This window comes from Agrobacterium sp. SORGH_AS_0745 (genome assembly GCF_030818995.1).
GTDB lineage: Bacteria > Pseudomonadota > Alphaproteobacteria > Rhizobiales > Rhizobiaceae > Agrobacterium > Agrobacterium tumefaciens.
Genome location: NZ_JAUTBI010000004.1, coordinates 74,120 through 97,723 on the forward strand (window position 1 = coordinate 74,120; position 23,604 = coordinate 97,723).

The 23,604-nt window shown below is 58.1% G+C and carries 25 protein-coding genes and 2 pseudogenes; 9 read left to right on the forward strand and 18 right to left on the reverse strand.

What is annotated here, in order from left to right:
• Window positions 1-44 precede the first annotated feature (44 nt).
• Genes QE432_RS24030 through QE432_RS24040 form a run of 3 tightly spaced genes read right to left on the reverse strand, consistent with a single transcriptional unit; the run spans window position 45 to window position 3,174 of the window.
• The gene (locus QE432_RS24030) at window positions 45-1,076 is read right to left on the reverse strand and encodes an ankyrin repeat domain-containing protein (RefSeq protein WP_112154578.1); all 1,032 of its coding nucleotides are present in this window, start codon (window positions 1,074-1,076) and stop codon (window positions 45-47) included.
• 21 nt (window positions 1,077-1,097) lie between these two features.
• The gene (locus tag QE432_RS24035) at window positions 1,098-2,108 is read right to left on the reverse strand and encodes an alpha/beta fold hydrolase (RefSeq protein WP_112154579.1); all 1,011 of its coding nucleotides are present in this window, start codon (window positions 2,106-2,108) and stop codon (window positions 1,098-1,100) included.
• A gap of 13 nt (window positions 2,109-2,121) precedes the next feature.
• Window positions 2,122-3,174 carry an NAD(P)-dependent oxidoreductase gene (locus QE432_RS24040; protein WP_111799487.1) on the reverse strand — a complete coding sequence of 351 codons (1,053 nt, stop codon included), beginning with the start codon at window positions 3,172-3,174 and terminating at the stop codon, window positions 2,122-2,124.
• Between the two features lie 54 nt (window positions 3,175-3,228).
• Here QE432_RS24040 and QE432_RS24045 point away from each other — a divergent pair, with 54 nt between their 5' ends.
• Window positions 3,229-3,846, forward strand: coding sequence for a TetR/AcrR family transcriptional regulator (locus QE432_RS24045; RefSeq protein ID WP_112154580.1), 618 nt, complete (start codon window positions 3,229-3,231; stop codon window positions 3,844-3,846).
• A 314-nt stretch (window positions 3,847-4,160) separates the two neighbouring features.
• Here the strand turns inward: QE432_RS24045 and QE432_RS24050 are convergent, their stop codons facing one another.
• Together QE432_RS24050 and QE432_RS24055 are read right to left on the reverse strand one after the other, a co-directional pair.
• Window positions 4,161-4,967 (reverse strand): GNAT family N-acetyltransferase, encoded by an 807-nt coding sequence (locus tag QE432_RS24050; protein ID WP_019565658.1) that lies wholly within the window; start codon window positions 4,965-4,967, stop codon window positions 4,161-4,163.
• Between the two features lie 310 nt (window positions 4,968-5,277).
• Window positions 5,278-5,472 carry a hypothetical protein gene (locus QE432_RS24055; protein ID WP_306627502.1) on the reverse strand — a complete coding sequence of 65 codons (195 nt, stop codon included), beginning with the start codon at window positions 5,470-5,472 and terminating at the stop codon, window positions 5,278-5,280.
• Between QE432_RS24055 and QE432_RS24060 the strand changes: the two are divergent.
• Together QE432_RS24060 and QE432_RS24065 are read left to right on the forward strand one after the other, a co-directional pair.
• Window positions 5,425-5,955, forward strand: a pseudogene (locus tag QE432_RS24060) (winged helix-turn-helix domain-containing protein); the annotation flags it as partial. The gene QE432_RS24055 and the pseudogene QE432_RS24060 overlap by 48 nt on opposite strands.
• 51 nt (window positions 5,956-6,006) lie before the next feature.
• A complete protein-coding gene (locus QE432_RS24065) occupies window positions 6,007-8,013 on the forward strand; it encodes an ATP-binding protein (RefSeq protein WP_306627504.1) in 2,007 nt (668 codons plus the stop codon).
• 27 nt (window positions 8,014-8,040) lie between these two features.
• Here QE432_RS24065 and QE432_RS24070 read toward each other — a convergent pair whose 3' ends face one another.
• From QE432_RS24070 to QE432_RS24095, 6 genes are all read right to left on the reverse strand, one after another.
• Window positions 8,041-8,670 carry a pyridoxamine 5'-phosphate oxidase family protein gene (locus QE432_RS24070; protein WP_112154582.1) on the reverse strand — a complete coding sequence of 210 codons (630 nt, stop codon included), beginning with the start codon at window positions 8,668-8,670 and terminating at the stop codon, window positions 8,041-8,043.
• Between the two features lie 53 nt (window positions 8,671-8,723).
• Entirely contained in the window at window positions 8,724-9,401 is a 678-nt protein-coding gene (locus tag QE432_RS24075) for an isochorismatase family protein (RefSeq protein ID WP_111799491.1), read from the reverse strand.
• 26 nt (window positions 9,402-9,427) lie between these two features.
• A complete protein-coding gene (locus QE432_RS24080; RefSeq protein ID WP_111799492.1) occupies window positions 9,428-10,300 on the reverse strand; it encodes an alpha/beta fold hydrolase in 873 nt (290 codons plus the stop codon).
• On the reverse strand, window positions 10,297-11,043 hold the full coding sequence (locus tag QE432_RS24085) for an alpha/beta hydrolase (protein WP_112154583.1): 747 nt from the start codon (window positions 11,041-11,043) through the stop codon (window positions 10,297-10,299). The genes QE432_RS24080 and QE432_RS24085 overlap by 4 nt, the downstream gene beginning before the upstream one ends.
• Before the next feature lie 64 nt (window positions 11,044-11,107).
• Window positions 11,108-12,079: an alpha/beta fold hydrolase gene (locus QE432_RS24090; RefSeq protein ID WP_112154584.1), complete on the reverse strand. Its 972-nt coding sequence runs from the start codon at window positions 12,077-12,079 to the stop codon at window positions 11,108-11,110.
• Between the two features lie 423 nt (window positions 12,080-12,502).
• Window positions 12,503-13,444 carry an AraC family transcriptional regulator gene (locus QE432_RS24095; protein ID WP_112154585.1) on the reverse strand — a complete coding sequence of 314 codons (942 nt, stop codon included), beginning with the start codon at window positions 13,442-13,444 and terminating at the stop codon, window positions 12,503-12,505.
• 91 nt (window positions 13,445-13,535) lie between these two features.
• Here QE432_RS24095 and QE432_RS24100 point away from each other — a divergent pair, with 91 nt between their 5' ends.
• Window positions 13,536-14,513 (forward strand): oxidoreductase, encoded by a 978-nt coding sequence (locus tag QE432_RS24100; protein ID WP_112154586.1) that lies wholly within the window; start codon window positions 13,536-13,538, stop codon window positions 14,511-14,513.
• 265 nt (window positions 14,514-14,778) lie between these two features.
• Here QE432_RS24100 and QE432_RS24105 read toward each other — a convergent pair whose 3' ends face one another.
• The 4 genes from QE432_RS24105 to QE432_RS24120 form a co-directional block, all read right to left on the reverse strand.
• Entirely contained in the window at window positions 14,779-15,225 is a 447-nt protein-coding gene (locus QE432_RS24105) for a carboxymuconolactone decarboxylase family protein (protein WP_003517456.1), read from the reverse strand.
• Window positions 15,226-15,317: 92 nt separating this feature from the next.
• Window positions 15,318-15,755, reverse strand: coding sequence for a cupin domain-containing protein (locus QE432_RS24110; protein WP_111799497.1), 438 nt, complete (start codon window positions 15,753-15,755; stop codon window positions 15,318-15,320).
• Between the two features lie 13 nt (window positions 15,756-15,768).
• On the reverse strand, window positions 15,769-16,521 hold the full coding sequence (locus tag QE432_RS24115; protein ID WP_111799498.1) for an SDR family oxidoreductase: 753 nt from the start codon (window positions 16,519-16,521) through the stop codon (window positions 15,769-15,771).
• Window positions 16,522-16,532: 11 nt separating this feature from the next.
• Complete coding sequence (locus QE432_RS24120) at window positions 16,533-17,045, reverse strand: RrF2 family transcriptional regulator (protein WP_019565668.1); 513 nt, start codon at window positions 17,043-17,045, stop codon at window positions 16,533-16,535.
• 282 nt (window positions 17,046-17,327) lie between these two features.
• Between QE432_RS24120 and QE432_RS24125 the strand changes: the two genes are divergently transcribed.
• Together QE432_RS24125 and QE432_RS24130 are read left to right on the forward strand one after the other, a co-directional pair.
• Window positions 17,328-17,873 (forward strand): TetR/AcrR family transcriptional regulator, encoded by a 546-nt coding sequence (locus QE432_RS24125; protein WP_306627165.1) that lies wholly within the window; start codon window positions 17,328-17,330, stop codon window positions 17,871-17,873.
• A 72-nt stretch (window positions 17,874-17,945) separates the two neighbouring features.
• Entirely contained in the window at window positions 17,946-18,677 is a 732-nt protein-coding gene (locus QE432_RS24130; RefSeq protein WP_306627166.1) for an SDR family NAD(P)-dependent oxidoreductase, read from the forward strand.
• A 169-nt stretch (window positions 18,678-18,846) separates the two neighbouring features.
• Here QE432_RS24130 and QE432_RS24135 read toward each other — a convergent pair whose 3' ends face one another.
• Window positions 18,847-19,317 (reverse strand): zinc-binding dehydrogenase, encoded by a 471-nt coding sequence (locus tag QE432_RS24135; protein ID WP_233283734.1) that lies wholly within the window; start codon window positions 19,315-19,317, stop codon window positions 18,847-18,849.
• A 152-nt stretch (window positions 19,318-19,469) separates the two neighbouring features.
• Here QE432_RS24135 and QE432_RS24140 point away from each other — a divergent pair, with 152 nt between their 5' ends.
• On the forward strand, window positions 19,470-19,718 hold the full coding sequence (locus QE432_RS24140) for a hypothetical protein (protein WP_111790966.1): 249 nt from the start codon (window positions 19,470-19,472) through the stop codon (window positions 19,716-19,718).
• A gap of 121 nt (window positions 19,719-19,839) precedes the next feature.
• Here the strand turns inward: QE432_RS24140 and QE432_RS24145 are convergent.
• Together QE432_RS24145 and QE432_RS24150 are read right to left on the reverse strand one after the other, a co-directional pair.
• Window positions 19,840-20,085: pseudogene (locus QE432_RS24145) on the reverse strand (IS6 family transposase); the annotation flags it as partial.
• 69 nt (window positions 20,086-20,154) lie between these two features.
• Complete coding sequence (locus QE432_RS24150; protein WP_080802590.1) at window positions 20,155-20,766, reverse strand: TetR/AcrR family transcriptional regulator; 612 nt, start codon at window positions 20,764-20,766, stop codon at window positions 20,155-20,157.
• A gap of 148 nt (window positions 20,767-20,914) precedes the next feature.
• Here QE432_RS24150 and QE432_RS24155 point away from each other — a divergent pair, with 148 nt between their 5' ends.
• Window positions 20,915-21,181: a hypothetical protein gene (locus QE432_RS24155; RefSeq protein WP_060642264.1), complete on the forward strand. Its 267-nt coding sequence runs from the start codon at window positions 20,915-20,917 to the stop codon at window positions 21,179-21,181.
• Window positions 21,182-21,618: 437 nt separating this feature from the next.
• On the forward strand, window positions 21,619-23,568 hold the full coding sequence (locus QE432_RS24160) for a methyl-accepting chemotaxis protein (RefSeq protein ID WP_306627169.1): 1,950 nt from the start codon (window positions 21,619-21,621) through the stop codon (window positions 23,566-23,568).
• Window positions 23,569-23,604: the final 36 nt, after the last annotated feature.

Below are 23,604 nucleotides of genomic sequence, written 5' to 3' on the forward strand. Positions count from 1 at the left end.
CTTTAATTTCCATCGCCGCGCCCTTGAGAGCTCAACGAGTTAACTCAACGGATTTCTGGTTGGGATCCAGTCTGCTGACTGTCGCTGCTCAGCATGTCAACGATCGGTTCATAGCCGTAGAGAGTAGCGAGGCTCAGTGGTGTTAGGCCCGAGTGAGTTTTCAGATCACGGCGAGCACCAGCGCGCACAAGGGATGCAACTGCATCTACGTATCCATGCCAAACAGCATCGTGCAAAGCGGTCAGGCCATTGTAAGGACCCTGCGCATCGAGCTCAATCTGTGTGTCCCCCTGTTTTGCTGCTGACGTCAGAATATCGATGTGATCCGCCTTCCCAAAATAGGCAGCATCGTGAAGTGGCGAACCGCGCATGAGACCGATGGTGCGGCGAGGATCTGCCCCAGCATCCAGCAATAGGCGCACGATTTCGGCATGACCTTCGCGAACTGCAAGACCGAGAGGCGTGTAGTCGTCATCGAACGTCCCGGTTATCGGCACCCGAACCTCAAAATCCGCGCCATCTGCGATCAGCCGCTTCACCTCCTCAATATTTCCGGCCTTGACTGATGAGATGATCGACAAGCTGGCGATGTGCTTTTCATCCGCCTCATCTCTTTCCTCAATCAGCGCTGCGATTGCTTTCAGGTCGTCATACTTGGCGATGTCGAGCGCGGTCTGTTGCCAGTAATTCCGTATCGTGGTGCGCGCGCGGCGCGACAGCAAAACCCGCACAACAGCTTCGTGCTTGTGAAGCACGGCATCCATCAATGCGGTATTGCCAAGAACTGGCGATTGCTGATTGATGAAGGCTCCGTGGTCAAGCAGAATCCCGATCACGTCGGCGCTGCCGGACTGTGCCGCTTTGTGGATTGCCGTTGCTCCCATTCGAGGGTCCGCCGTCAGCACGTCCGCGCCGGCAGTAAGGAGCAAAGCAACAGCTTGTGCCTGCCCAAGCGCAGACGCGATCATCAACGGCGTGAGACCATCGGGGCCTCTAGCGTTAACGTCCGCCCCGGCGTCGATAGCTTCTTTGACCGAAGCAAGATCGCCTGTACGAAGTGCGTGAGAAAGTATCATGGTTCTATGTTCCTTGATCGATTAGACAGTTGCTGAAACGGCGGCATTCAGGCCGTTCAGGAATTTGATGATTTCGGCATTCACGCGTTCGCGGGCCTCATGATGAGGCCAGTGACCTACACCTTCCAGGCGCACGACATCGACGAGCCCGGGCGCTGTCTTGCGCATCTCTTCCACGGTTGGTGGGACCGGGTGGAACAGTCGGCACAACCCATCTGCATCGCCCCAAATATAAAGCGATGGCTGCTTGATCAGTACGTCCTTGTACGCGGCGAGATGCTCAAACGTCGCCTGCACGCCCCGGTACTGGTTCAGACCGCCTCTGAATCCCGTTCGCTGGAACGTGTCGATGTTGTGCTTCACATAGGCTGGATCGGCCCAAGTCGGCAGCACGTCAGGGGCAGGTCGAAACATATTCCGCTTTGCGTCGATGGGGTCCCAGCCGGTTCCTTCGGCGGGTTCGCCCGAGAGCCAATAAAGTGCACTCGGAATAGTCTTGCTGGCATCACTGATACGGTCATCCGTCTCCGGCTTCATCATGTCGAAAGCATAATAGAGATCGCCGAGACCGCGACTGCGTAGCAAGTCCCATGTACTCAGCTCGCCACGCGGCAGGAACGGGATGCCGAGCGTTATGATGCCGTTGAAACGATCCGGTCGCATGACCATCGCCCGTTGTCCGTGGTCGGCACCCCAGTCATGGGATATGATGGTTGCGGTAGGCACCTGCAACGCATCAAGGATGCCAATCAGGTCGCCAACAATTAGGGCTCCGCTGTAAAGTGCGGGATCGTTCGGGGCATAGCTGTCGCCGAAACCCCTCATGTCGAGCGCGATCGCGCGGTATCCGTTTTCTGCGACAACTTGCATCTGGCTACGCCACGTTTCCACAGTGTCTGGAAATCCGTGCAAGAAGAGCACTACTGGACCGCGGCCTTGTTCAACCACATGGAAAGAGGCACCGTTGGCCTCGATTTGCGAATGGTGTACGGGATGATCCGTGGCGGCTGTTACTTTATGAGTGTGGTTCATTTTCTGCTCCAGGTTATGCTTGATCCGAGCCTTGCAGCGCGTGTTGGATCGGCTCCAATTCAATGACTTCACCGCCTGATGCGCGAAGCCGCTCAAAGTATGTGGAGTGGTCGATGAGCTGGGCCGGGAAATAGAGGCCCGGTCGGGGCGTATCGCCCGCGAGACCAGCCATGCGTTCAAGAACGAGCGCTACACCCAGACCCGTTAGCGGCATCTGCCCGCCGGGGTGAACGATCGCGTGACGTTTCCGAAGCTGCTGCCCGGCGTGATCCAGGCCCGAAAGGTTGATAATGATTTCAGTCGATACCGGTCCGCCATTCCGGCGGGTGGAGCTCATTCCAATGGCCAGGTCGAACCGAATATCGGGAGCGCCGGTCGCGTTTGCCAACAACAAGACGTCGTTTGGCGAAAACACGTTCGCGTCCAACTCGGTGCCGTCGATTGCGCGCACCTTCGATCTGGTCTCGGCGCCATGGTACCATCGCCACGCGCCAACCGTTCTCAAAAGAGCGGCAGCACCCGCATACATCTGGCGCTCAAGATCTGCATTCGCTGCAGGTCCGAACGCATCCTGTTCATCGAGCACTGCCTCGATATGAATGTTTTCCAGACGACCAAATTCTCGGGCGAACAAGAGTGACGGTACGCTTGTCGCACCAACGAGCCATTCTGTACCAAGGACGACTGGCGCGGCGGTAGGTCTCTGCATGAATGTAGCAGTTTCCAAGCCCAGCTCGCTTATGCTTGGTGAGATGTTGACGTGCCCAACGCCCAATTGTTGGGCCCAGCGGAGAGCTGCCCCGGTTTTATCCGTAAAGAGCGTTGCGACCGCCGACACACGTTGCTCGCCTAGCCCCAGGTCAGAGGCAGTGAGGTCCACTACCACCGCAGACGCGCCGTCGACAGCTGCTGCTGCTCGTATCGCGCGTTGTTCGTCGCGACCGCCAATGAGGATTGGTACATCAGGATATTGCTCACGCAAGAAGCGTGTGGCCCATCGCCCAACCTCGCCGGCGCCGCCGATAATCAGTATTGGGTCGTGGAGACTTCCAGAAGCTTGTAACATCACGATACCTGTGGTTTACTAATTCCTACACATGGTAGGTTACTAAAAGTAGGTATGCAAGTGGAAAAGCAAAAAGCTGCCATCGACAATAGGACTACAGGCCGACTTTCGAAGTCCGAGAGGCGTCAGCAGCTACTAGAGACGGCGCGCCTGATCGTTCGGGAAGAAGGTGCTGATCGGCTGACACTAGGTCACCTGGCAGTGCGGGCGGGCGTTTCCAAACCTGTGACCTACGAGCACTTCGAGACCAGAACGGGTTTGTTAATTGAACTCTATCGTTGGATAGACACCGAACGCATTGCCGCGTTTCGCACACTTATGGCTCAGGGAAATCGACCGGCGAAAGAGACTATATTGGCTTTGGCTAAAACTTATCTGGCCTGCGGAACCGACCAAGGTGACGAATTTCATGCTGTCGGCGCAGCGCTTGCAGGAAGCGAGGAGAAAGCCAACGTGTACCAAGAGCTAGTCGATGCTGTGATCGAAATGTTCATGGATGTTTTACGGCCTCACTCAAGCTTTCAGCCGGAATCGCTGGCATTGGCCTGCGCGGCATTGGTTGCGGCAGGAGACGCGTTGACAAGCGCTGTTACACGGGGAAACTGCTCCGCTTCCGAGGCCGAGGGGGTGTTTTCGAATCTAATTGGAGCTGTGGCCCAGGGTAAAGCGTAGGTAGAGGTGCCGCTTCATATGGCCGAGAGATAGCCGAGTTGAGGGAAGAGCATTCGCTGCCGAACTCTTCGGACATATTTATACGAGAAAACACCCAGCGCTGGCTCCTATGATGTCGACCTCCATAGAGCCGTCCTACGGACCGACTGCATCGGGAAGAAAGAAGCGTGCCAATGGTTGAAATCCCCTCAAGAGCCAAGGCATAACCTTGCAATGTAGTGGCCCCATAAATATCCGTAGAGTCAGTCGCACTAAGCTGACGAACCAAATCATATTGCTAATGCACGACCTTGGTCCTCTCTTGACAGCAAGTGTCATAAAATGAAGTTGCTGCGATTATAGATATGCACGAAACCCATTTTCGCTAAATTGGCGTTCGAGATGTTGGCCTTTTCGGCCGATGGCACTTCGGTCTCTACCACGAAAGTCGACACGCCACGGTCTGCGCCTTCCTTTAGACGAGCTTGAATTAGGGCCTTTTGTGAACCTCTATTTCGAAAGCTCGGCACGGTCGTTCCACCGCCGAGCCACGCGAAGGATCCTGAAGCGAACATCGCTCCTGTTCCCACGGGTGTGTCTCCATCCAACGCGTAGAAACAAGACCATCCGTCGCGTCCCACGATTGCTGCCCATAGAGCAGTGAGGCTTTCCGGAAAGCCAAAACCGGCACACATCATGGCGCCGAATACCTCGGCTTCGTCGGGCCGAACTTTTCGTGTTTTCACGGTGCCTGGCGATGGAAGAGGGACCGTGTCCGTGGATCGCCGAAGCTTCGCCCATCCAGGTCCGTAGGCAACCAACCCCTTCGTCTCGATCCACTGTGTCAGCTCGTCCGATGCAGTGTCGGCATTGACCTGTAAGAACCGGTTCCCCGTCTTTCCCCTCATCCAGCTGTAGGCCTTGTCGAGATCTTCACGTGTGGTGAGGCCAAGGATACGGTTGAGGCCGATCGCAGGCGCGCTCGGTAGTGAGATCGTGCATCCACCATTCATGGAAACGCATGCGAACCGCTCCTCGTCCGTCAATCGGCCGCGGGCGGCCTTGTGCAGATCAATGAAAGCTTTGGCCTCAATGGCATCCTCCTGCGTGAGGCAGGGCTGATCAGAAGAACAAGAATCCAAGAGAGTACTCCAATGGCCGACACTTCGCCGAAAGCAGATAACGGAACCGTCGGATTAAAAATAGAACAATTTCATCGGCGAATCCTGCACGCCCGTCTGGGCCAGAAATGCCGTTGATGAGGATTTGCGCCGACTTTGTCGTGGAGCGATTTTGAGCGAGCTAGACGATCTTCCAACACCATCGAAGATCTGCGAAGAGGCCTGGCAACCTTCATCTTGAGCCAGCCTGCGGTGCAACCTTTCTCCATACGCCTTGAAAACTGGCCAGCGCGGTATATCGTTAAATTTTTTGAATTGTGAGAGCAGGGTGTCACACGATCTCGGGATACAGACATTGTCGAAACAGACCGCTTTCCAGTTTGGAGATTTCCGTTTTCTGCCAGAAGCTCAATCCCTTCTGTACAAGGGGCAACCCGTCGGCCTCGGCGGGCGAGGTTTCGACATTCTGACCCTGCTCGTGGCGCGGGCGGGCGAGGTTGTCAGCAAAGCCGATCTGTTTGCGCATGTATGGCCAGATTATATCGTCCACGACCATAACCTGAAGGTCAATGTCGGCAACCTTCGACGCTCGCTAGCCGAACTTGATCCTTCCATGGAGTACATCGCAACCATTGCTGGGCGAGGTTACAAGTTCGTGGCCGCCTTGGAAAGCGATCGCCCGGCGCCAGCTCGGCAAGTGGTTGCCAGCACAAGCCATCATATCGCGGCACCCCAGGGTCGGCCGCTCCTCGGCCGCGATGAAGCGACCCGGCAGATCTCGGAAAAGCTTGATCAAGCGGGTTACGTCACCATCGTCGGGCCAGGCGGCGCGGGAAAAACGTCTCTCGCGGTTACGGTTGCTGAGCAATCCTGCGGGGCAAACGAAGCCATCGCCTTTGCGGATCTCTCGACGCTGAGCGACCCGCGATTTGTGGTTCCGGCGATCGCGTCTGCCCTCGGCGTGTCGCTTGGGTTTGATGATCCCATCGCAGGCGTGATCGACGTCCTTCGCAGCAACCGGCTGCTTCTCATCATCGACAATTGCGAGCACGTTGTCGCGATGGCCGCGACGATCGTTGAGCGGATATCCGCGGACGTTCCTTCGGCGCGGATCATTGCGACCAGCCGCGAGCCGTTACGGACGCGGCACGAGCAGATTCATTTTCTCTCAGGATTGGCTTATCCGCACCAGACGACGACAATGTCCATCAGCGACGCGCTACAGTTTCCGGCAATCCAGCTGTTCATTTCAAAGGCGTACGGCTTAGGCGATATAAAGCCTACTGATGAATATGTCCGCAGTGTTGTTTCGATCTGCTCACGGCTGGACGGCTTGGCACTTGCCATCGAACTGGCCGCCGGTACGGCCAGTGTTCTTGCACCCTCTGCGCTCGATGACCTCTTCAGGGATGGCTTTGATACGATGAACCGGGGAGCAAGGGATGCACCCTTGCGCCACCAATCCTTGGAGGCGACGCTCGACTGGAGCTATCGGCTTCTTCCTGACCGTGAGGCGGTCTTGCTCGGTCTGCTTTCGGTATTTTCCGGCCGTTTCAACTCCGACGACGTGGAGGCGATGTATTTCGCCGGCGCCCTGGAGCCGATGACCGGGCGAGACGCACTGTCGCAGCTCGTGGCAAAGTCGCTGGTATCAGCGGAATACGACGGCGGGACTGTGCATTACAGACTTGCCGAAAGCACGGGTGCCTATGCCGCGCGGCGTCTTTCAGGTTCCCTCTACAGAGAGAAGGCAAGACGACATTTTGCCGTTCGAACAAAGGACAAGCTGCAGATTGCCGAACGGGATTGGTCGTCGCAGACATCTCGCGAATGGCTCGGCAAATATCGGAGGCAGATCGACGACGTTCGCGCGGCCATCGGTTGGGCGTTTGATCCCGCAGGCGATGCGGCTTTGGGTGTCGAATTGGTGGTCGCTGCCTTGCCGCTGTGGCAAGAACTATCGGCGTTTAGGGAAATGCTGGAGGCCATCGACCTTGCCGGGTCAAACAGCGCTGCCCTCATGGGGCTCGCGCCACTGGGCCGAGCCAAGCTCTCCACGGCTCGGGCCTGGGCCATGACACTGGCGCGCCACATGCACCCGCAAACCGATGATGCTTGGCGCGAAAGCATCTTTCATGCGAACGGGTCGCTCGACGCGGAATTTGAAATACGATCGGTGTGCGGACAGGCCGTTTTTCTGGCCTATTCCGGCCGGCCCCGCACGGCATTGCGCAGCATGAACGAGTTTGCGGCAGCAAAGGCTCTGGACTGGTCGACGGCGCCCGACGGCAAACGACTTTTAGCGCATATCAAGATCTATGCAGGCGAGTTCAATTCGGCATCGGCCGACCTGGAGGCGCTGATGGATGATTGGGGTCACCTGGAGGAAGGGCATGGCTTGTCCAGGTTCCAGGTCGATTTGCCTGCCGGTATTCGTTTCTCTCAGGCATTTCTGTCTTGGTTACAGGGTGATCCTGATCGTGCCTCCCGGCTGGCCGGTCAGGCGATCGATCGTGCCGCCGATCTCGATCACATGATCTCCTTGGGCAATGCAATTTCGCTTGCGGCCCTTCCGATCGCTTTCGTGGAGGGTGATCTCGAAACTGCTTCGCGGCTTCAGCACCAACTGGCCGACGTCAGCCGGCGAGAAAGCGTCGGCATTTACGAGGGGACAGCCAAGTTTTTCGCCGGTGCTATCCAGTCCTCTCGAGGTGAGCAGGCAGGCTTTACCCTGATGCAAGACAGTATCAACGGATTGCTTCGGGGGAACTGGCGTGCTCGCGTCCCCTTCTACCGGAGCCTGTTGGCGGAGGCATATCTTGCCGCAGGCGAACTGCAGCTTGCGGAGGATAGTCTGCGCGCCGTGCTTGCAGAAACTGGCATACGTGAAGAGCGTTGGTGGCATCCGGATCTTTGGCGCGTTGCGGGAATGATTGCAGCCGGAAACAGTCGGCCCGACAAGGCGATGCGCTATTTCCAGACGTCATTGGATCATGCCCGCGCCATGGGTGCAGGTGCTGCTACCAAACGGACCCGGCTTGCCATCGATGCAACGGACTTTGGTTGACCTTGCTGCATTCTCCTCGGTTCGTGCTCAGTCTTTTCGTCGCAAATCGAGGCGCTCCCGCAGTGACGCATTTTCCTGCTCAAGCTGAGCGACCTTGTCCAGAAGATGTCGCGAGGCGGCCAAAAATTCGGCTTCGGTGTAACGCGGCACGATATGCTGCGGACAGTTCCAGTCGAACGCCTCGAGCTTCAACCTGAAAATGCGTTCAGCCTTGGCTCCATAAGCACCATCGGTGATGGCCTCGGTAAGTAGCGGATCGGCGTCAAGGGCCAGCTTCTCGGCACGGGCATAGATCTTCAGCCGGGTGCGCGCGGGGTAGTCGATCAGGAACAGGCATGTCCGGTCGTTTTCTGTCAGATTGCCGGTGGTGATATATTGGCGATTGCCGCGGTAATCGACGAAGGCGAGGGTGCGATCGTCGAGGACCTTGAGAAAGCCGGTAGGCCCGCCTCTATGCTGAACGTAAGGCCAACCGGTTTCCGAAACGGAGGCCATGTAGAAGCTGTCGCGTTGTGCGATGAACGCAGTCTCCTGTGCCGTGAACTGGTCGAATTCGCGGTGTCCCTTGAAGTCGGACCAGAAATGATCCGCTCTCATTTCCGCTTGCGCCCTGCGAACTGAAGGCGTGATCGCGATATCCATGAAACCGTAACTCATATCGTATCTCCCTAAAGTGTGCTCTGTTCGCAGGGCGTCGGATGCACAAAGTACTAGATTGCCTCTCTAGCGGCCTGCTGCGCGCGGGCATAGCTCTCGGCCACGGCGGCATAGTTCGGTGCGGCAAGTCCGTAGAGCTTGCCAAGCTCGGCAGCCTCGGGACGCGCCCAGGTGCGGTGAAGCTCAGACAGCAATGCATTGGTAGATGTCGGCTTGACGCCGCCCTGCACGAAGCGGGCAAGTGAAATCCGCGAGGCCATTTCGCTCGGATCCCCCGAGGCATCAAGCACCGCATAGACATCGTAGCCAGCAGTGCGGGCATCGAGCGCCGGAAACATCACACAGACACTGGTCCAGACGCCTGCCATGATGAGAGTTTTGCGGCCGGTTGCGCGAACCGTTGCGACGAAATCGTCATTGTCCCAGGCGTTTACTTCTCCCTTGCGCGGCACATAGTCGGCGTGCGGCGCCAATTCATGGATCTCGGGCATCAGTGGACCATTAGTGCCGGCAGGTTCCGAAGCAGTGGTGATCACCGGGATGTTCAAGAGAGTGGCGAGCCTGGCGATCATCTCCACATTCCGGCGCAGATCAGACACGGATATGTCCTTGACCGTCTGGAACAGCCCCGACTGGTGGTCGAGAAGCAGGATCAGCGCGTCGGAGGGATCGATGAGGGCTGCGCCGCCGCCGGTGGGGAGGACGCTCGGCTTGGATTTGCTGTTGTACATGGTCATTATCCTCTTTTGGGTTTCAGTTAGTGGGTCAGGTTTCGGGCGAGGAAGTCGCGCATGACCGGGATCATCTCGTCCGCCTTGTCCTCCAGGGCGAAATGTCCGGTATCAAAAAAATGAAGCTCGGCTTCGGGCAGGTCGCGGAGGAAGGCGCGTGCGCCTTCCGGCAGGAAGATGGGATCATTTTCGCCCCACAGGATCAGGGCCGGCGGCTGATGGGCGCGGAAATAGGCGTGGAAGTCGGGGTAGAGCGCGACATTGGTCCTATAGTCGTAGATGATGTCCAGCTGGATGTCCGTGCTGCCCGGGCGGTCGAGGAAGAGCTGATCGTATAACCATGCCGCCGGATCGATCCGCGTCTCATCTTTTGTGCCAGTGAGATATTGGAAACGTGTGCCGTCAAGCGATAGAAAAGGCCGCAGCGCGTCGCGGTTTACCGGGCCGTTGTCGGCCCAGTAAGCCCGCGTCACTCCCCAGAAATCCCCCATGCCGTCTTCATAGGCGTTGCCGTTCTGGACGATCAGGGCGGTCACCCGATCCGGATGCGCGAGCGCCAGACGAAACCCGGTTGGCGCGCCATAATCCATGACATAGAGCGCGTAGCGTTCGGCGCCCAGCTGTTCGAGGAGACCGGCGATGACATCCGAGAAAGTGGCAAAGCTGTATTCGAATTCGCTGGAAGACGGCATTGCCGACAGACCGAACCCCGGAAGGTCGGGCGCAATCACATGATAGTGGTTGGCAAGCGCTGGGATGAGGTTGCGGTACATGTGCGAAGAGCTTGGAAAGCCGTGCAGCAACACCACGACAGGGGCGCCTTTCTCTCCAGCCTCGCGGTAGAAAATTTCCACGCCTTCAACGCTGGTGGTTCGGTGATGGGTGACGGGCCGGGTCATTGTCCGGCACCTTCGGTCGGCGTTGCGGCCAAGGCGGCGGTTGCGATGAACGCCGCGACGTCGTGCGGGTGTGACAGCATCGCGGCATGACTGCTGTCGATCTCGGTGATCGCAGCACTCGCACGCTTGGCCATCCGGCGCTGCGCGCTAGGCGGCACCATCCTGTCGGCGGAAGCGACGAGATAGAAGCTGGGTTTGGTCTTCCAAGCTGCGTGGGTAAGGGGTGCTATGACCGCTGCAAGGCCCCAGGGCAACTGCGCCGCCGCCATGAAGCGCTTGGTCGTGATGTCGACATCGGCGGCAAATGCTTCCGGAAAGCTGGCAGGATCGACAACGAGGTAGCCGTCCTGCGGCGGCAGCAACGGTGCCTTCGTTTCGCCGGGCTCTTCCGGAGCTTCGTTCAGAGCGGCGACGGATTCGCCCGCATCCGGCACGAAAGCCGCGATGTAGGCCAAAGCCTGGACTTTCGGGTTGACGCCAGCCTCGGTGATGACGGCTCCACCGTAGCTGTGGCCCACCAGGAGAACCGGGTGGCGAGCTGCGGCAATCAGGCGCTCGGTCACGGCAACGTCGCCTTCAAGCGAGGTCGTCGGGTGTTGAGCGACGAGCACTTCAAAGCCGCGGTCGACAAGTTCGCCATGGACCTGTTGCCATCCGGAGCCATCGACAAATGCGCCGTGCACGAGGACGATCGAGAGGGACAGGGCACCAGCTGTCTGGGTGCCCGAAACGGGACTGGTCATGATCTTTTCCTTTGATGGGGGAAGTTGCGGGGCCGCTGGCCCCGCGGAACGGATTGGCTATCGATCAGTTGCAAACCTTGCGGTCGAGGAAATCCCGGATGAGCGGCGCCATCACATCGAGCTTGTCTTCGAGGGCGAAATGGCCGCTATCGAGAATGTGCATCTCGGCATTCGGGAGATCGCGAAGATAGGGGTGCGCGCCAGGTTCCGGAAAGATCTTGTCGTTCTTGCCCCAGACGATCAGCGTTGGCGGTTGGTTGTCGCGGAAGAAGGCCTGGAATTGCGGGTATAGCGGTACATTGCTGCCGTAGTCGCCCAGGAGATCCAGCTGGATGTCCTTGTTGCCCTGCCGGTCGAGCAAGGCCTGATCGACGACCCAGTTGTCAGGGCTGATATGTGAGACATCGCCCATTCCGTCGGTATACTGGAATTTCGTGGTTTCGAGCGTAACCAGACCGGCGAGCGCTTCCCGGCGTTCCGGCGTCTTCTCGGCCCAATAGGCCTTGATCGGATCCCAGAACGCGGCGAGGCCTTCGGTATAGGCGTTGCCATTCTGCACGATCAGGGTTTCAACCCGCTCGGGATGTTTGAGCGCGAGCCGGTATCCGATCGGTGCGCCGTAATCCATCACATACATGCTGTAGCGATCGGCGCCGACTTTTTCCGTCAGCTTGTCGACGACGTTGGTCAGGTTCTCGAATGTGTAGGAAAATTTGGTGTGGTCGGGCGCATCACTCTGACCGTAGCCGGGATAGTCAGGCGCGATCACGCGGTAGCGGTCTGCAAGCAGCGGAATGAGGTTGCGGAACATATGGGACGAGGTCGGAAATCCGTGCAGAAGCAGTAGCACCGGTGCGTCTTTGGGGCCGGCTTCACGATAAAAGACTTTTACGCCATCTATCGTCGTGTTTTTGTACTGAATGACGGGAACGGCTTTCGCGGCGATGACTGGGGTGTTCGGCACGCAGCGGGCTTCAGCCGCAACGGGAGAGATGGCCATGAGAAGTGCGACAGTGGCGAGCAGATGCTTTTTCATGATGCTTTCCTTTTCCAAATTGGGTGCCGATCCACATCAGCGCCTCTGGAAAAAGGACTAGCACCGCCGGTCCTCGGGCCTGGGATAAATAAGGGTAAAAAGTTGAACAGTTGGCCGTCAAAGCACTAACAATGAGCAGCGTGAATGGCTCGATCCAAACGAAAGCCGATCCGTTTAAGCAGCCTCATGGGAAGCTCTCCACGTCTGCGGTTCTTTAAACGACCGATAGCTTTGACGATCATAGAGAGTGTTTATTTGGTAGAATCAGCGTGATAGCTTCTTCGGTTTGCCGGTTCTGGGTTCGATTCCTGTCAAGGCGTATGATGCGGAGTATGTCCAAATTGAAAGCGGTCGCAAACAATGAGGACTTGCTGCAACGCTGCATCTGCCTGCACACCAGACCGGCTAGTGGCAAACCAGCAGTCACGACCTGACAACCTCACTCTGCATCTTGTCGCGATACAGGGAACGGTAACGCGCCGGCGATTGGCCGATGGCGCGGCGGAAGCTGGCGGCAAAAGCGCTGTCGGATCCATAGCCGAGCGACTGTGCAATCCGTGGCAGTGGCTCGTTGCCACGCCGCAGCCGGGCGGCGGCAAGCCGCATCCTCCAGTTCGCGAGATAGTCGATCGGCGATGCTCCGACGGTGGCACGAAATCTTTCGGCAAATCCGGAGCGGGACTGGCCGGCAAGAGACGCCAGTGCTTCTACCGTCCAGTGGCGCGATGGATCGGCGTGGATGGCCCGCAGTGCCGGCGCCAGACGAGCATCCGCAAGGCCGGCGAGCCAGCCGGGATGCTGTGATGTCTGGCGCGCCATATAGGCACGCAGGACATGGATAAACACCAGACGCAGCAGGTCGTTGCAGGCGACGCGAGCACCCGGTGCTGCGCTGTTTAACTCCAGGTCCAACTGTTCGAGCAGCCAGCCAATCGGTCCGGCCTCTTCGTGGTCAATCACTACAACAGGCGGCAGGGCGTCGGTGAGGAGTGAGCCATCGACGGTATCGAGGTTGACGCTGCCGCCTAGGAGCACGAAATCCCGACCATCGCCCACTGAGACATCGAGATTACCCCCAGCGAATACCTCTGCCGCCGCTATCGGCGTCACGTTGGGATCGCTGCAAAGCGTAAACGCCTTGCCGCTGACCACAAGACAATCGCCGGCTTCAATGCGCAACGGTGCCTCTCCCTCCGAGATCAGCCAGGCAACGCCTTCACGGACTGCATTGAACTTGAGGTAGCCCGGTGGTGGAAAAGCAACAGACCACGCGCCTCCGGCTGCAAAACGCACGGAGAACAGCGCACGCGCATCGATGGCGCTGAGCACGTCGGACAGGGGATCCTGGATGTTTTGGACGATCACGACAGAAATCCGGATCCTGCAGGCTGGGGACTCCGAGAAGCTACCCGATATAGGGGACGGACACCAGAGCCACAAATGAAGGAGTAACAACATGTCCGAACAGAAACCTATTGGATCTCGTTTCAGCGCATCCAGCACGGCACGCGAGGTCACCGAGGGTATCGACCTTTCCGGCAAGACGGTGATTGTCACCGGCGGCTATTCCGGTCTCGGCGTCGAGACGACGCGGGCGCTCGCTGGTGCCGGCGCTCGTGTCATCGTACCGGCTCGCAGTCGCGAAAAGGCCGAACGCACACTTGCCGGTATCGACAATGTTGTTATCGAAGCGATGGATCTTGCGGATCCCGCATCGGTTGCCGCCTTTGTTGACAGGATCGTTGCGGCGGGCATGCCCATCTCAATCCTGGTCAACAGCGCCGGCATCATGGCGACGCCGCTTGCCCGGGATCAGGCTGGGCACGAGAGCCAGTTTGCCACCAATCATCTCGGCCATTTCCGATTGGTTGCAGGCCTGTGGCCTGCGCTGGTCAAGGCTGGCAACGCGCGGGTGGTCTCTGTGTCATCGCGCGGCCATCAAATCGGTCCAGTCGATTTCGACGACATTGATTTCAAGGCTCGCCCTTATGACAAGTGGCAGGCCTATGGCCAGGCGAAGACGGCAAATGCTCTGTTTGCGCTTGAACTTGATCGGCTTGGAGCAGGGCATGGCATACGGTCATTTTCCTTGCACCCGGGCATCATCCTGACCGATCTCGCCCGCCATCTTACCGAAGACGAGATCAACTCTTTTGATGTCTACGACGAGAATGGCAATCGTCGAGTCGATCCATCGCGCGATCTCAAGACGCCGGAACAAGGGGCAGCAACAAGCGTCTGGGCAGCAACGCGACCCGAACTCAACGGGATTGGTGGCGTCTACTGCGAAGATTGCGAAGTCGCCCTGCCGCAGGCGGAGACGGATGGGACCAGAGGTGTGGCGCCTTGGGCCATGGATCCACGGGCTGCTGAACGGCTCTGGCTGATTTCTGAGCATTTAACGGGCTTGTCAGTACGTGATCGTCGAGGCTGAGCGCATATCGGCACACGAGTGATTTGCGGTGTTGTCAGGCGAGGCCTTCGGGCAGTCGAAGGCCTGCTACATCGTGGTCAGTCGGTTTCACGCAGGAGTAGAACAGCGGCTCACCTTCATAAACACTCTGAAGTGTTCGATCCGGATAATGCCTTCCGTGTCTGGGAGATGGCGACCGGGATGGTCGCATCTGCAGGTCGAAACACCCTGTCGGACCTCGACGGCCCGGCAGGGAGGTGCCTATGCGGTTGCACTGTTAGCGCGATCACGCCTTGGCTGCAACCGGAAGCCGGAATGGCGCTCCGAGACGATTGAACGCGTTCATCGCAGCGATCGTGATCGTCAGATCGACGAGGTCCTTCGGTTCGAAAGCTGCGGCTGCGGCGGCATAGGCCTCGTCCGAGGCGTGGGTCTGGCTGACATTCGTGACTTCTTCAGCCCAGGCCAGTGCTGCTCGTTCTTGGTCGCTAAACAGGTGAGGCACCTCATCCCAGACAGGAACAAGCGTGATCTTATCGACGGACATCGTCTTGCGCAGATCGCGACTATGCATGTCGATGCAATGGGCGCAGCCGTTGATCTGCGACACGCGCAGGAAGACGAGATGAATCAGCTCCTCAGGCAAGTTCGTTTTCTTGGTGACGTAGTGATGGACGCCGAAGAGCGCCTTGGCCCCCTCGGGGGCGACTTCGGACCAGTTCATGCGGGACATATTGTTTTCCTTTCTCGTGGACACGGTTCTCCGTTCGCCGGAGAAACCGTCGTTGCTTGTGCTAGGTGAGGGGGTAGGTCTGGTAGGTAGCGCTACGGCTTTCGCGGTGTCGTCAGGGCGGTGTCATCGGTATCGACGACGAAGACGGCAAGCAGCTTCGCCGGCTCGGTCTTGCTGGCGTTGGCGCTGACGTCGTGGCGGTCGCCCGGCAGCTCGGTGAAGTTCTGCCCGGCGATGAAGGTCTTCGTCTCGCCACCGTTCACGGCGCTTTGGATGGCGCCTTCGAGAACCGTCGCATAGATCAAGGCGGATTTTGCATGCGTGTGAGCGGAACTGTAGCCGCCGGGGCCGTACTCGACGAGGACGCCCTTCACGCTCTTTCGGGGAACGTCCGGGAGGGGATGCTCGTAAACCAGCGTCACCTTCGCGTCCTTCGTATCATATGCAAGTCCAGGCTTGGCGACGTCATGAGCGGAAGCTGTGGCCAGAGAGACCGCAAGGGCTGAAGCGGCATGGAGGATGGTCTTCATGATTGTTTCCCTCCTATGTTCTGAGCCACTCGGCGATCGTGATCGCACCCTTGATGTAGTCTCCGCCGGGAACCAGCGAGCCGGCGACAACGGAAGCGCCGAAGTAGTCGACGGCGGCGTCGGCGTTGACCGGACGAGCGTCGCTCTTGGCATCGAGATAGGTCCGGATGAAGGATTCGAACGGTGCCCGTTCGGGCCCGGCAAGATCGACGGATGCGTTCTTCGGCTCCCCGAGCGCGGCTTCCACCAAAGCAGCGGCGACGTCGTCGGCCGCGATCGGCTGGAAGTCGATATCCGGCACTTTCACCGCGCCGTCGGCCGAGTAGGCGCCCACCAGTGTCTCCGTGAATTCGTGGAACTGTGTCGCGCGCACAATGGTGTAGGCCTGGCCCGATGCTGCGACGGCGTCTTCTTGGGCGAGTTTGCCGGCCATGTATGGGTTCGCGGCGAGGCGGTCCGCGTTGACGATCGAGAGGACGACGTGATGGCGCACGCCCGCGGCTTGTTCGGCACGTGTCAGGTTTCGGCTCGACTTGTCGAAGAAGTCGGTTATGACGGCCTTATCGAAAGACATCATGTTCGACACGTCGATGACGGCGTCGGCGCCCGCAAGCGCCTCGGCCAGTCCTTCGCCCGTGTAGGCATTAATCCCGTTGCGGGAGCTTGCGACGACGGCTTCGTGGCCGGCGTCCTGTAGCAGCTTCACTGCCTTCGAGCCGATCAGGCCCGTGCCGCCGATGACGACGACCTTCTTCATCTTGGTCATGGTGCTTTCTCCTATGACGAGGCGCGATTGCCCGTCTTGCGTTCGTGGAGTTCAAGGAAGGCGCACCCCCGGGCGGCGATACCACCGTCGTCGGCTGCACCAAGGTCCGCCAGAAGGTCCGCGACGGACACCTTGGCGAGTTCTGCGCGATAGGCCTTCTCGGCTTTCAGCATCGCGGCGTTGATTTGGCAGGGCTTAGTGAAGTAGCGCGCCGGAAGTGGATTCGGCCCGCGCTGGCGGATCTCGGCGCACCGGAAGGCGGGCGCTGGTCCTTCGACCGCGAGGACGATGTCGAGCATCGTGATGTCCTTTGGCGCCTTGGCCAGCCGATATCCACCCTTCGGACCCGGCGTCGTTGCGACGATCCCGGCGCCGGAAAGCGCCTGCAGATGCTTGAGGAGGTAGCTCGTCGATACGCCGTGGAGTTCTGCCAGTGCTGCCGCCGACAGGACGCCGTCTTCGGACAGCCCCGCCAGGAATGCCGTGCAGTGAATGGCCTGCTCGACGCCTTCGCTCAGTTTCATGGTGCATCTCCTAATCGTGGATATAAAATATCCACGATTAACTTCGATGTCAATCCGGGATCACATAGACCGTTCAAAATTCGGAATATGACAGAAAACCGCGCTCCGGCGGCCGGGGCTTGCCACAGTCAGGAAGCTCGCACTCTCATCGACGCCCGAACATGTTGCACTTGCCCCGGAATATTTCCGCCGCAAGGTGGGAATTTAATTATTGACTGATCAATCAATAATTGGTACGTCGTCCGAATGGCAAGACCGAGAGAATTTGACCGCGACGCAGCGTTGGAGAAAGCCCTGAGGGTGTTCTGGGCAAAGGGATTTGCCGCGACCTCTACCGATGATCTGCGTGTGGCGATGGGCATCGGCAGACAAAGCCTCTACGGCGCCTTTGGCGACAAACGTACTCTTTATCTGGAAGCGCTGGATACCTATCAGCAGCGGACAAACACTGGGCATGTCATGAGGTTGAGCGGCCCGACATCGCCTATAAAAGGCATCGAAGACCTGCTTTCCGGTCTTGTGTCGGAAGACGATTGCGAGCGGGCGCTGGGATGCATGGGGGTTGGATCAGTCGGCGAGTTTGGCGTGACAGACCCGGACCTTAATTCGCGCCGCAACTCTGCCAGTGCGGCGTTAGGTCGACGCATATTGGAGAGAGTGTTGGAGGGCCAGCGTTCGGGGGAAATCAATCCCGCTCTCGACGCTGAAGAAACTACCGCGTTCATTCAGATGACGATGACCGGCCTGCAGGTGGCTGCGCGTGGCGGCGCAAAAGCTCTCGATCTGAAGGCGATGGCACGATTTGCAACACAGCGTCTAAAACCATAACGCGGCCTCCGCAACAAGGAGGCTTTTCATTTGCTCAATTATGGACTGATCTGTCAATAAAAGGAGAATCCCATGACAATCGAAGAACGAAAGACCGCCCTCGTATTTGGAGGTGCCCGTGGTATCGGCGCCGCTGCGGTCGAAAGACTTTCAAAAGACGGCTACGATGTCGCCTTCACATATGTTTCGCGACCGGACAGCGCAAAGGCGCTCGTGAACGAGATCGAGAAGAGTGGGCGCGGCGCGGTGGCCATCCAGGCCAATAGCGCAGATGCTGCCGCCATTCGTGGCGCGGTGGCAAAGACTGTCGACATCTTCGGGCCAATCGACGCCGTCGTCGTCAATGCAGGGATTTTGCGGCTCGACAGGGTGGATGCTGTCACTCTCGAAGAGCTCGATCTAATGATCGACATCAACATCCGCGGCGTTTTCTTGTCCATCCAGTCCGCAGTGCCGCACATGAAGGATGGCGGCCGCGTCATAACGATCGGGTCGAACACGGCGGAACGGACTGGAATGGCGGGAGCAAGCGTCTACCAATTCTCCAAGGCTGCGGTCGCAGCGATGGTGAAAGGCTTGGCCCTTGATCTGGCTCCGCGGCGCATCACCGTCAACAACATCCAACCTGGTCCAACGGACACTGACATGAACGCCGGCGCCATTGAGATGTTGTCTGACCGCAGCCCCTTGAAGCGCGTTGCCGACCCCAAGGAAATTGCGGGAATGGTGGCCTATCTAACGGGTCCCGACACGTCTTTCATGACAGGATCGAGCCTGACAATCGACGGAGGCTGGGTGCTATAAATTCAGCGCTCCAGGGGTAGGGCCGTTCACAGCGGCCCTCTCCACCACTCCGGCATCTTTCCTCGTGCAAAAGTCTGCTGGGCAAAACTCACCGGCGGTCAATCTTTTGGCTTATCGCGATGCAATTCGCGAGTTCCACTCAGTCCAAGAGCTCCCCGCGTATCCGGCATCACCCATGAAAATCGTCAAGAACGATCTTGCCGAACACTCCGCCGGCTTCCATCCGGCGATCGGCATCCGATGTAGCTGAGAGTGGATACAGTGCCCCGACAACGGGCTGAAGTTCTTTGCCCATCATTGGCAGCACATCGTCCCTGAACCGGCGGATCATAGCTCTCATTTCTGAGCGAGATCTGGATTTCATGGCCGTGCCCAGCAATTGTAAGTGATTGTGAAGGACAGTTCCGAGCGGAATGATGGCGTTCTTATCTCGCCCCAACAGGCCCACTTGGACAAGCCGACCACCAGGAGCAAGACTACGAATGTTGCGGACGAGGTAGGACCCGCTGACAAAGTCGATGATCAGATCGACCCCACAGGATGCCGTCGCATCGACGACCTCCGCCTCGAAGTCCGACCGCTGATAATCGAACACAGCTTCGGCGCCCTGCGAAAGCACGTTCCCGATGTTGCCCGCCAAAGCGGTGGCTAGCTAGGTTGCTCCAGCCGCTTTGGCGGGCTGGACTGCCGCCGATCCGATGCCGCCTGCAGCAGCATGAATGAGAACGGTCTCGCTTTTTTTCGGTTCGTCCGAGATGTGCAAGAGCCTCCCAGCCCGTGACGAAGCTCTCCATGACTGCGGCCGCCTCGATGAAGGACATTCTGGTCGGAATGGTAGCCGCCATCCCGCCGCCGACAATCCCCATGACACGGTCGCCGACGGCAAGGCCGGTTACTTCGTTTCCGACGGCTGTCACTTCTCCCAGCGACCTCAAGGCCGAGGATGTTACTGTCCCCGTAAGTCTGAGCGCCATAGACGCCTTCACGTTGAAGAAGGTCTCCGCGATTGACCCCGGCCTGTCGGTTTTCAGCTGGGTTTAAGCCAGTTTTTCATTTGGCATTGTAACAACACATTGCTTCTATGGTATTGACCGAAAACTTCTTTCCGAAGTGAGAGTGGATCTTTTCGAAATGGAAGAATGGATCATATTCGTGCGATAACCAACAGCCATTTGTCGCCGAGCTTGCCGATCGATCGCTTCCGGATTTCATTGGCAAAGTGCCTGTCGAATTTCTCAGCCCAAAGTCTCACGGTCTGACGAGAGACGATGACCCCACGAGCTGCCAGCACATCCTCGGCCATTCGCAGACTGAGCGGAAACCGGACATAGAGCTAAACGGTATGGGCAATCACGTCAGGTGGAAATCGGTGGCGACGATAAAGAGGATCACGGGCAAGTCTGGTCATGTAGCCTTATTCGACGCCCTGTTAACGTGACACTGCCTTCAGTAGCACTTCCTTCTTGCACCACCAGGATCAGGCAGAAGCCTGTGCACCTAGACCAAACGAGACCATCGCCGCTTCACACGCACGCGTAAACCGCATCGACGGACCTTCTTTGCCGACGGCAAGTTTGCTGACGCGTGCTCCCTCTAACAGCATGGATAGCGTATCAGCCAAAAGTTCAGGATCGCTTACACCTGTCGAACGACAAAGATCGGCAAGCCGGGAATGCTGTTCCATCTTCAATGTTTCTATTATCGCATGTGCAGGGTGCCCTTGCTCTTTCAACTCTACCGCAGCATTGGCCAAATCGCATCCATAGGGTTCGCTGGAAAGACATTGTGCGCGCGCTTTAACCCATGCCGTGAGCTGAGCCCTCGGGTCGCCCGGGTTCTCTTTTTCGAGATCTTCCCAGGCTTTATCGAGCGTTCGAGAACTGTGCTTGAGCGCTTCACACACAAGATCGTCCTTGGAACCAAAATGTCGGTATAAGGTCATCTTGTTGGTTGAGGCGGCTTCGGCAATGGCATCAACACCGATGCCGCGTATCCCATGTTCACGAAACAGTTGGCAGGCCGTTGACACAATCCGGTCACGAGGTGCGATTTTCTGCTCAGAAGCACGATCAGATGTCTCGGATTTCATGAGTTTATTTTTTACCCTCAAGCGGTGTTGACATGCGTGTTACCGATCGGTAACTATCACAAAAGTTACTTACCGGTAACACCTTGGCGCGAGCCCGTCAAGCAATCGCCCGCTTTCACAGCTTAGGAATTATCGAAAGGAGACTGAGATGAGACAGACGATAGACGAGATGACGCTCGCCGAGATTTTCGCAGATCCACTGATCCGTTCAGTCATGCGCGCCGATGACGTGGGCCTGGACGATTTCAAAGAGTTGATGCATTCAGCGGCGACGTCCTTGACGACACGCGATGGCGCAGCATTCGCTGGACAGTTTGAAACGAGCGGGCCTGCAGCTTCATCGAAGCGTACACTCGTAACCGCCGTACAGCCCTTGTTCGCAGGTTTCTTTAAGCCTTGCGCTGCCCATATGTGAATGTGGCCTGCATCACCATCCCACAGGTCGGGCTTATCCGGGGTGGGATGGCTAATCGCACGCTGATCTTTCAGATATTGGTATCTCCTGCGCCCGTTTGGGCATGAAGAAATTGTAAAGTATTTAACTATAACTAATCGCAAGAAAACCAGCGAAGCACGGCCGTGGAACAATTGGTTCTAGTCCGTGTTTTGCGAAATGCGGCCCGGCGTTTCCGCCTGTTGGCGGGGCTGTCGTTTCGCCCGCGGAATGGTGACCTGCCCGTATTTGAAGGGGGCAGGCCGGCGTTTTTCGGCGCATGCATGATGCAGTTGCGATCAGAGCCGATGATGCGGCTACCGAAGCCTTGATGATCGAGGTTACGCGACGTGCAATGTCAGTCTTGCCGAACACCTCCGGCACGGGGAAGGAGCGGTATTCATGCCCTGAGGTTATCCGTGTCATTTCTCCAGAATGCCAGTATCCGCACCAAAATTCTGTCGCTCATTTTACCGCTCTGCATCATCGGTCTGGGTGCAACAGTATATATGTCCGCCCGTTACAAAAACGCGGACACGCTCTATTCAGAGTTCATTGCCGGCGATAATGCCGCGCTTGTCGAGCTTTCTCGCGCCAACCGCAATCTTCAGGCGGTGGCTTACGGTGCTTATCAGGTAATGGCATACGACACCTCCATACCGGATTTCGCCATCGCCAAAGGCGAGTATAATACCGACAAAGGCGAACTGATCTCGCGATTGAACAACGTCAAGGCCATATTCCCGGAAGAGACGGCCACAATCGACAAACTGCTCAAACAATCTCAGAGCATCATCGCAACCACTGATAAGGCCGTCGAGCTTGGCTCCGCTAATCGTAATCAGGAGTCCGCGGCGGAACTCCTGAAGGCTGATGGGCAAATTCGCGCGGCCGGAAACGAAATAGGCTCTTTGCTGGACAAGCTTGCCAAGGGTGTTGCAACAGGCAGCGACGATCTGACGGATCAGACGAATTCCACGATCCTGACCTCGCTTGTTGTGGTTGGCATCAGCTTTGCAACCGGCATCATTCTCGCACTTTTCGTGGCCTCACGTGGCATCACAACGCCGATTGCCCGGCTGCGGGAGCGCATGGTGTCGCTGGCAGGCGGCGATACGGCAGCCGAGATCGATGGCATGGACCGCAAGGATGAAGTCGGCCAGATGGCGGTTGCTGTTCAGGTGTTCCGCGAGAGTGCGATCGAGCGCATTCGTCTCGAACAGGAAACCGAAGCCAATCGCAGCCTTTCGGAAAAGGAACGCATCGCGCGCGAGCAGCAGAAGGCCAAGGAAGCTGCCGACGTCAAATTTGCCGTCGACAATCTTGCAACCGGTCTTTCGAAGCTTTCGGATGGCGATGTGTCCTACCGCATCGGCCAGCCGTTCACGGCGACACTCGACGGCGTTCGTAACGACTTCAACATGTCCGCCGAAAAGCTGCAATCGGCATTGACCCGGGTTGCGCAGAATGCTGGTGGCATCGGCGCGGGCGCAAACGAGATCAAATCGGCCGCCGACGATCTGGCCAAGCGTACCGAACAGCAGGCCGCAGCCGTGGAAGAAACCGCTGCCGCTCTGGAAGAGATCACCACGACAGTGAAGGATTCCACCAAGCGAGCGCAGGAGGCCGGCCTGATCGTCAGCCGCGCCAAGGCAGGTGCCGAACAATCCGGCGAGGTGGTACGTCGCGCCGTGGTCGCCATGGAGCAGATCTCCAAATCCGCCAACGAGATCAGCAACATCATCGGCGTGATCGACGAAATCGCCTTCCAGACCAACCTTCTGGCGCTCAATGCCGGCGTGGAAGCTGCGCGTGCGGGCGAGGCGGGCAAGGGCTTTGCCGTTGTCGCGCAGGAAGTGCGCGAACTGGCGCAACGCTCCGCCAATGCGGCTAAGGAAATCAAGGCGCTGATCACCACCTCGAACGATCAGGTGCAGCAGGGCGTTCAGCTGGTGGGCGACACGGGCAAGGCACTGGCGACGATCGTATCGGAAGTGCAGGAAATCAACCGGCACGTCGTCTCCATCGTGGAATCCGCGCAGGAGCAATCCTCCGGCCTCCAGCAGATCAATACCGCGGTCAACCAGATGGACCAGGACACGCAGAAAAATGCTGCCATGGTGGAAGAGACCAACGCTGCCAGCCACAATCTGGCCAAGGAGGTCGCTTCGCTCAACCAGCTTCTCGCGCAGTTCAAGCTCGCCGGTACCGCCTATCAGCAGAAGAGCCAGCCCGCTCCGGTTCGCAATGCCGGCGGCAACGACAGATACGTGGCATCCCCCGTACGCGCGCTTGGCCGCAAGATTGCATCCGCATTCTCTGGTAACGCTGCTGTCGATACGTCAAAGGACGACTGGCAGGAGTTTTGATCGGCGATCGGTCAACGACATGAGCATCGGCGGGGG

What these genes read in the sequence shown, in the direction of transcription:
- QE432_RS24030 (WP_112154578.1), bottom strand. Translation starts at nt 1,076, where the DNA reads ATGATACTTTCTCACGCACTTCGTACAGGCGATCTTGCTTCGGTCAAA.
- QE432_RS24035 (WP_112154579.1), bottom strand. Translation starts at nt 2,108, where the DNA reads ATGAACCACACTCATAAAGTAACAGCCGCCACGGATCATCCCGTACAC.
- QE432_RS24040 (WP_111799487.1), bottom strand. Translation starts at nt 3,174, where the DNA reads ATGTTACAAGCTTCTGGAAGTCTCCACGACCCAATACTGATTATCGGC.
- QE432_RS24045 (WP_112154580.1), top strand. Translation starts at nt 3,229, where the DNA reads ATGCAAGTGGAAAAGCAAAAAGCTGCCATCGACAATAGGACTACAGGC.
- QE432_RS24055 (WP_306627502.1), bottom strand. Translation starts at nt 5,472, where the DNA reads ATGCGCAAACAGATCGGCTTTGCTGACAACCTCGCCCGCCCGCGCCAC.
- QE432_RS24065 (WP_306627504.1), top strand. Translation starts at nt 6,007, where the DNA reads ATGGCCGCGACGATCGTTGAGCGGATATCCGCGGACGTTCCTTCGGCG.
- QE432_RS24070 (WP_112154582.1), bottom strand. Translation starts at nt 8,670, where the DNA reads ATGAGTTACGGTTTCATGGATATCGCGATCACGCCTTCAGTTCGCAGG.
- QE432_RS24075 (WP_111799491.1), bottom strand. Translation starts at nt 9,401, where the DNA reads ATGTACAACAGCAAATCCAAGCCGAGCGTCCTCCCCACCGGCGGCGGC.
- QE432_RS24080 (WP_111799492.1), bottom strand. Translation starts at nt 10,300, where the DNA reads ATGACCCGGCCCGTCACCCATCACCGAACCACCAGCGTTGAAGGCGTG.
- QE432_RS24085 (WP_112154583.1), bottom strand. Translation starts at nt 11,043, where the DNA reads ATGACCAGTCCCGTTTCGGGCACCCAGACAGCTGGTGCCCTGTCCCTC.
- QE432_RS24090 (WP_112154584.1), bottom strand. Translation starts at nt 12,079, where the DNA reads ATGAAAAAGCATCTGCTCGCCACTGTCGCACTTCTCATGGCCATCTCT.
- QE432_RS24100 (WP_112154586.1), top strand. Translation starts at nt 13,536, where the DNA reads ATGTCCGAACAGAAACCTATTGGATCTCGTTTCAGCGCATCCAGCACG.
- QE432_RS24105 (WP_003517456.1), bottom strand. Translation starts at nt 15,225, where the DNA reads ATGTCCCGCATGAACTGGTCCGAAGTCGCCCCCGAGGGGGCCAAGGCG.
- QE432_RS24110 (WP_111799497.1), bottom strand. Translation starts at nt 15,755, where the DNA reads ATGAAGACCATCCTCCATGCCGCTTCAGCCCTTGCGGTCTCTCTGGCC.
- QE432_RS24115 (WP_111799498.1), bottom strand. Translation starts at nt 16,521, where the DNA reads ATGACCAAGATGAAGAAGGTCGTCGTCATCGGCGGCACGGGCCTGATC.
- QE432_RS24120 (WP_019565668.1), bottom strand. Translation starts at nt 17,045, where the DNA reads ATGAAACTGAGCGAAGGCGTCGAGCAGGCCATTCACTGCACGGCATTC.
- QE432_RS24130 (WP_306627166.1), top strand. Translation starts at nt 17,946, where the DNA reads ATGACAATCGAAGAACGAAAGACCGCCCTCGTATTTGGAGGTGCCCGT.
- QE432_RS24140 (WP_111790966.1), top strand. Translation starts at nt 19,470, where the DNA reads ATGACTGCGGCCGCCTCGATGAAGGACATTCTGGTCGGAATGGTAGCC.
- QE432_RS24150 (WP_080802590.1), bottom strand. Translation starts at nt 20,766, where the DNA reads ATGAAATCCGAGACATCTGATCGTGCTTCTGAGCAGAAAATCGCACCT.
- QE432_RS24155 (WP_060642264.1), top strand. Translation starts at nt 20,915, where the DNA reads ATGAGACAGACGATAGACGAGATGACGCTCGCCGAGATTTTCGCAGAT.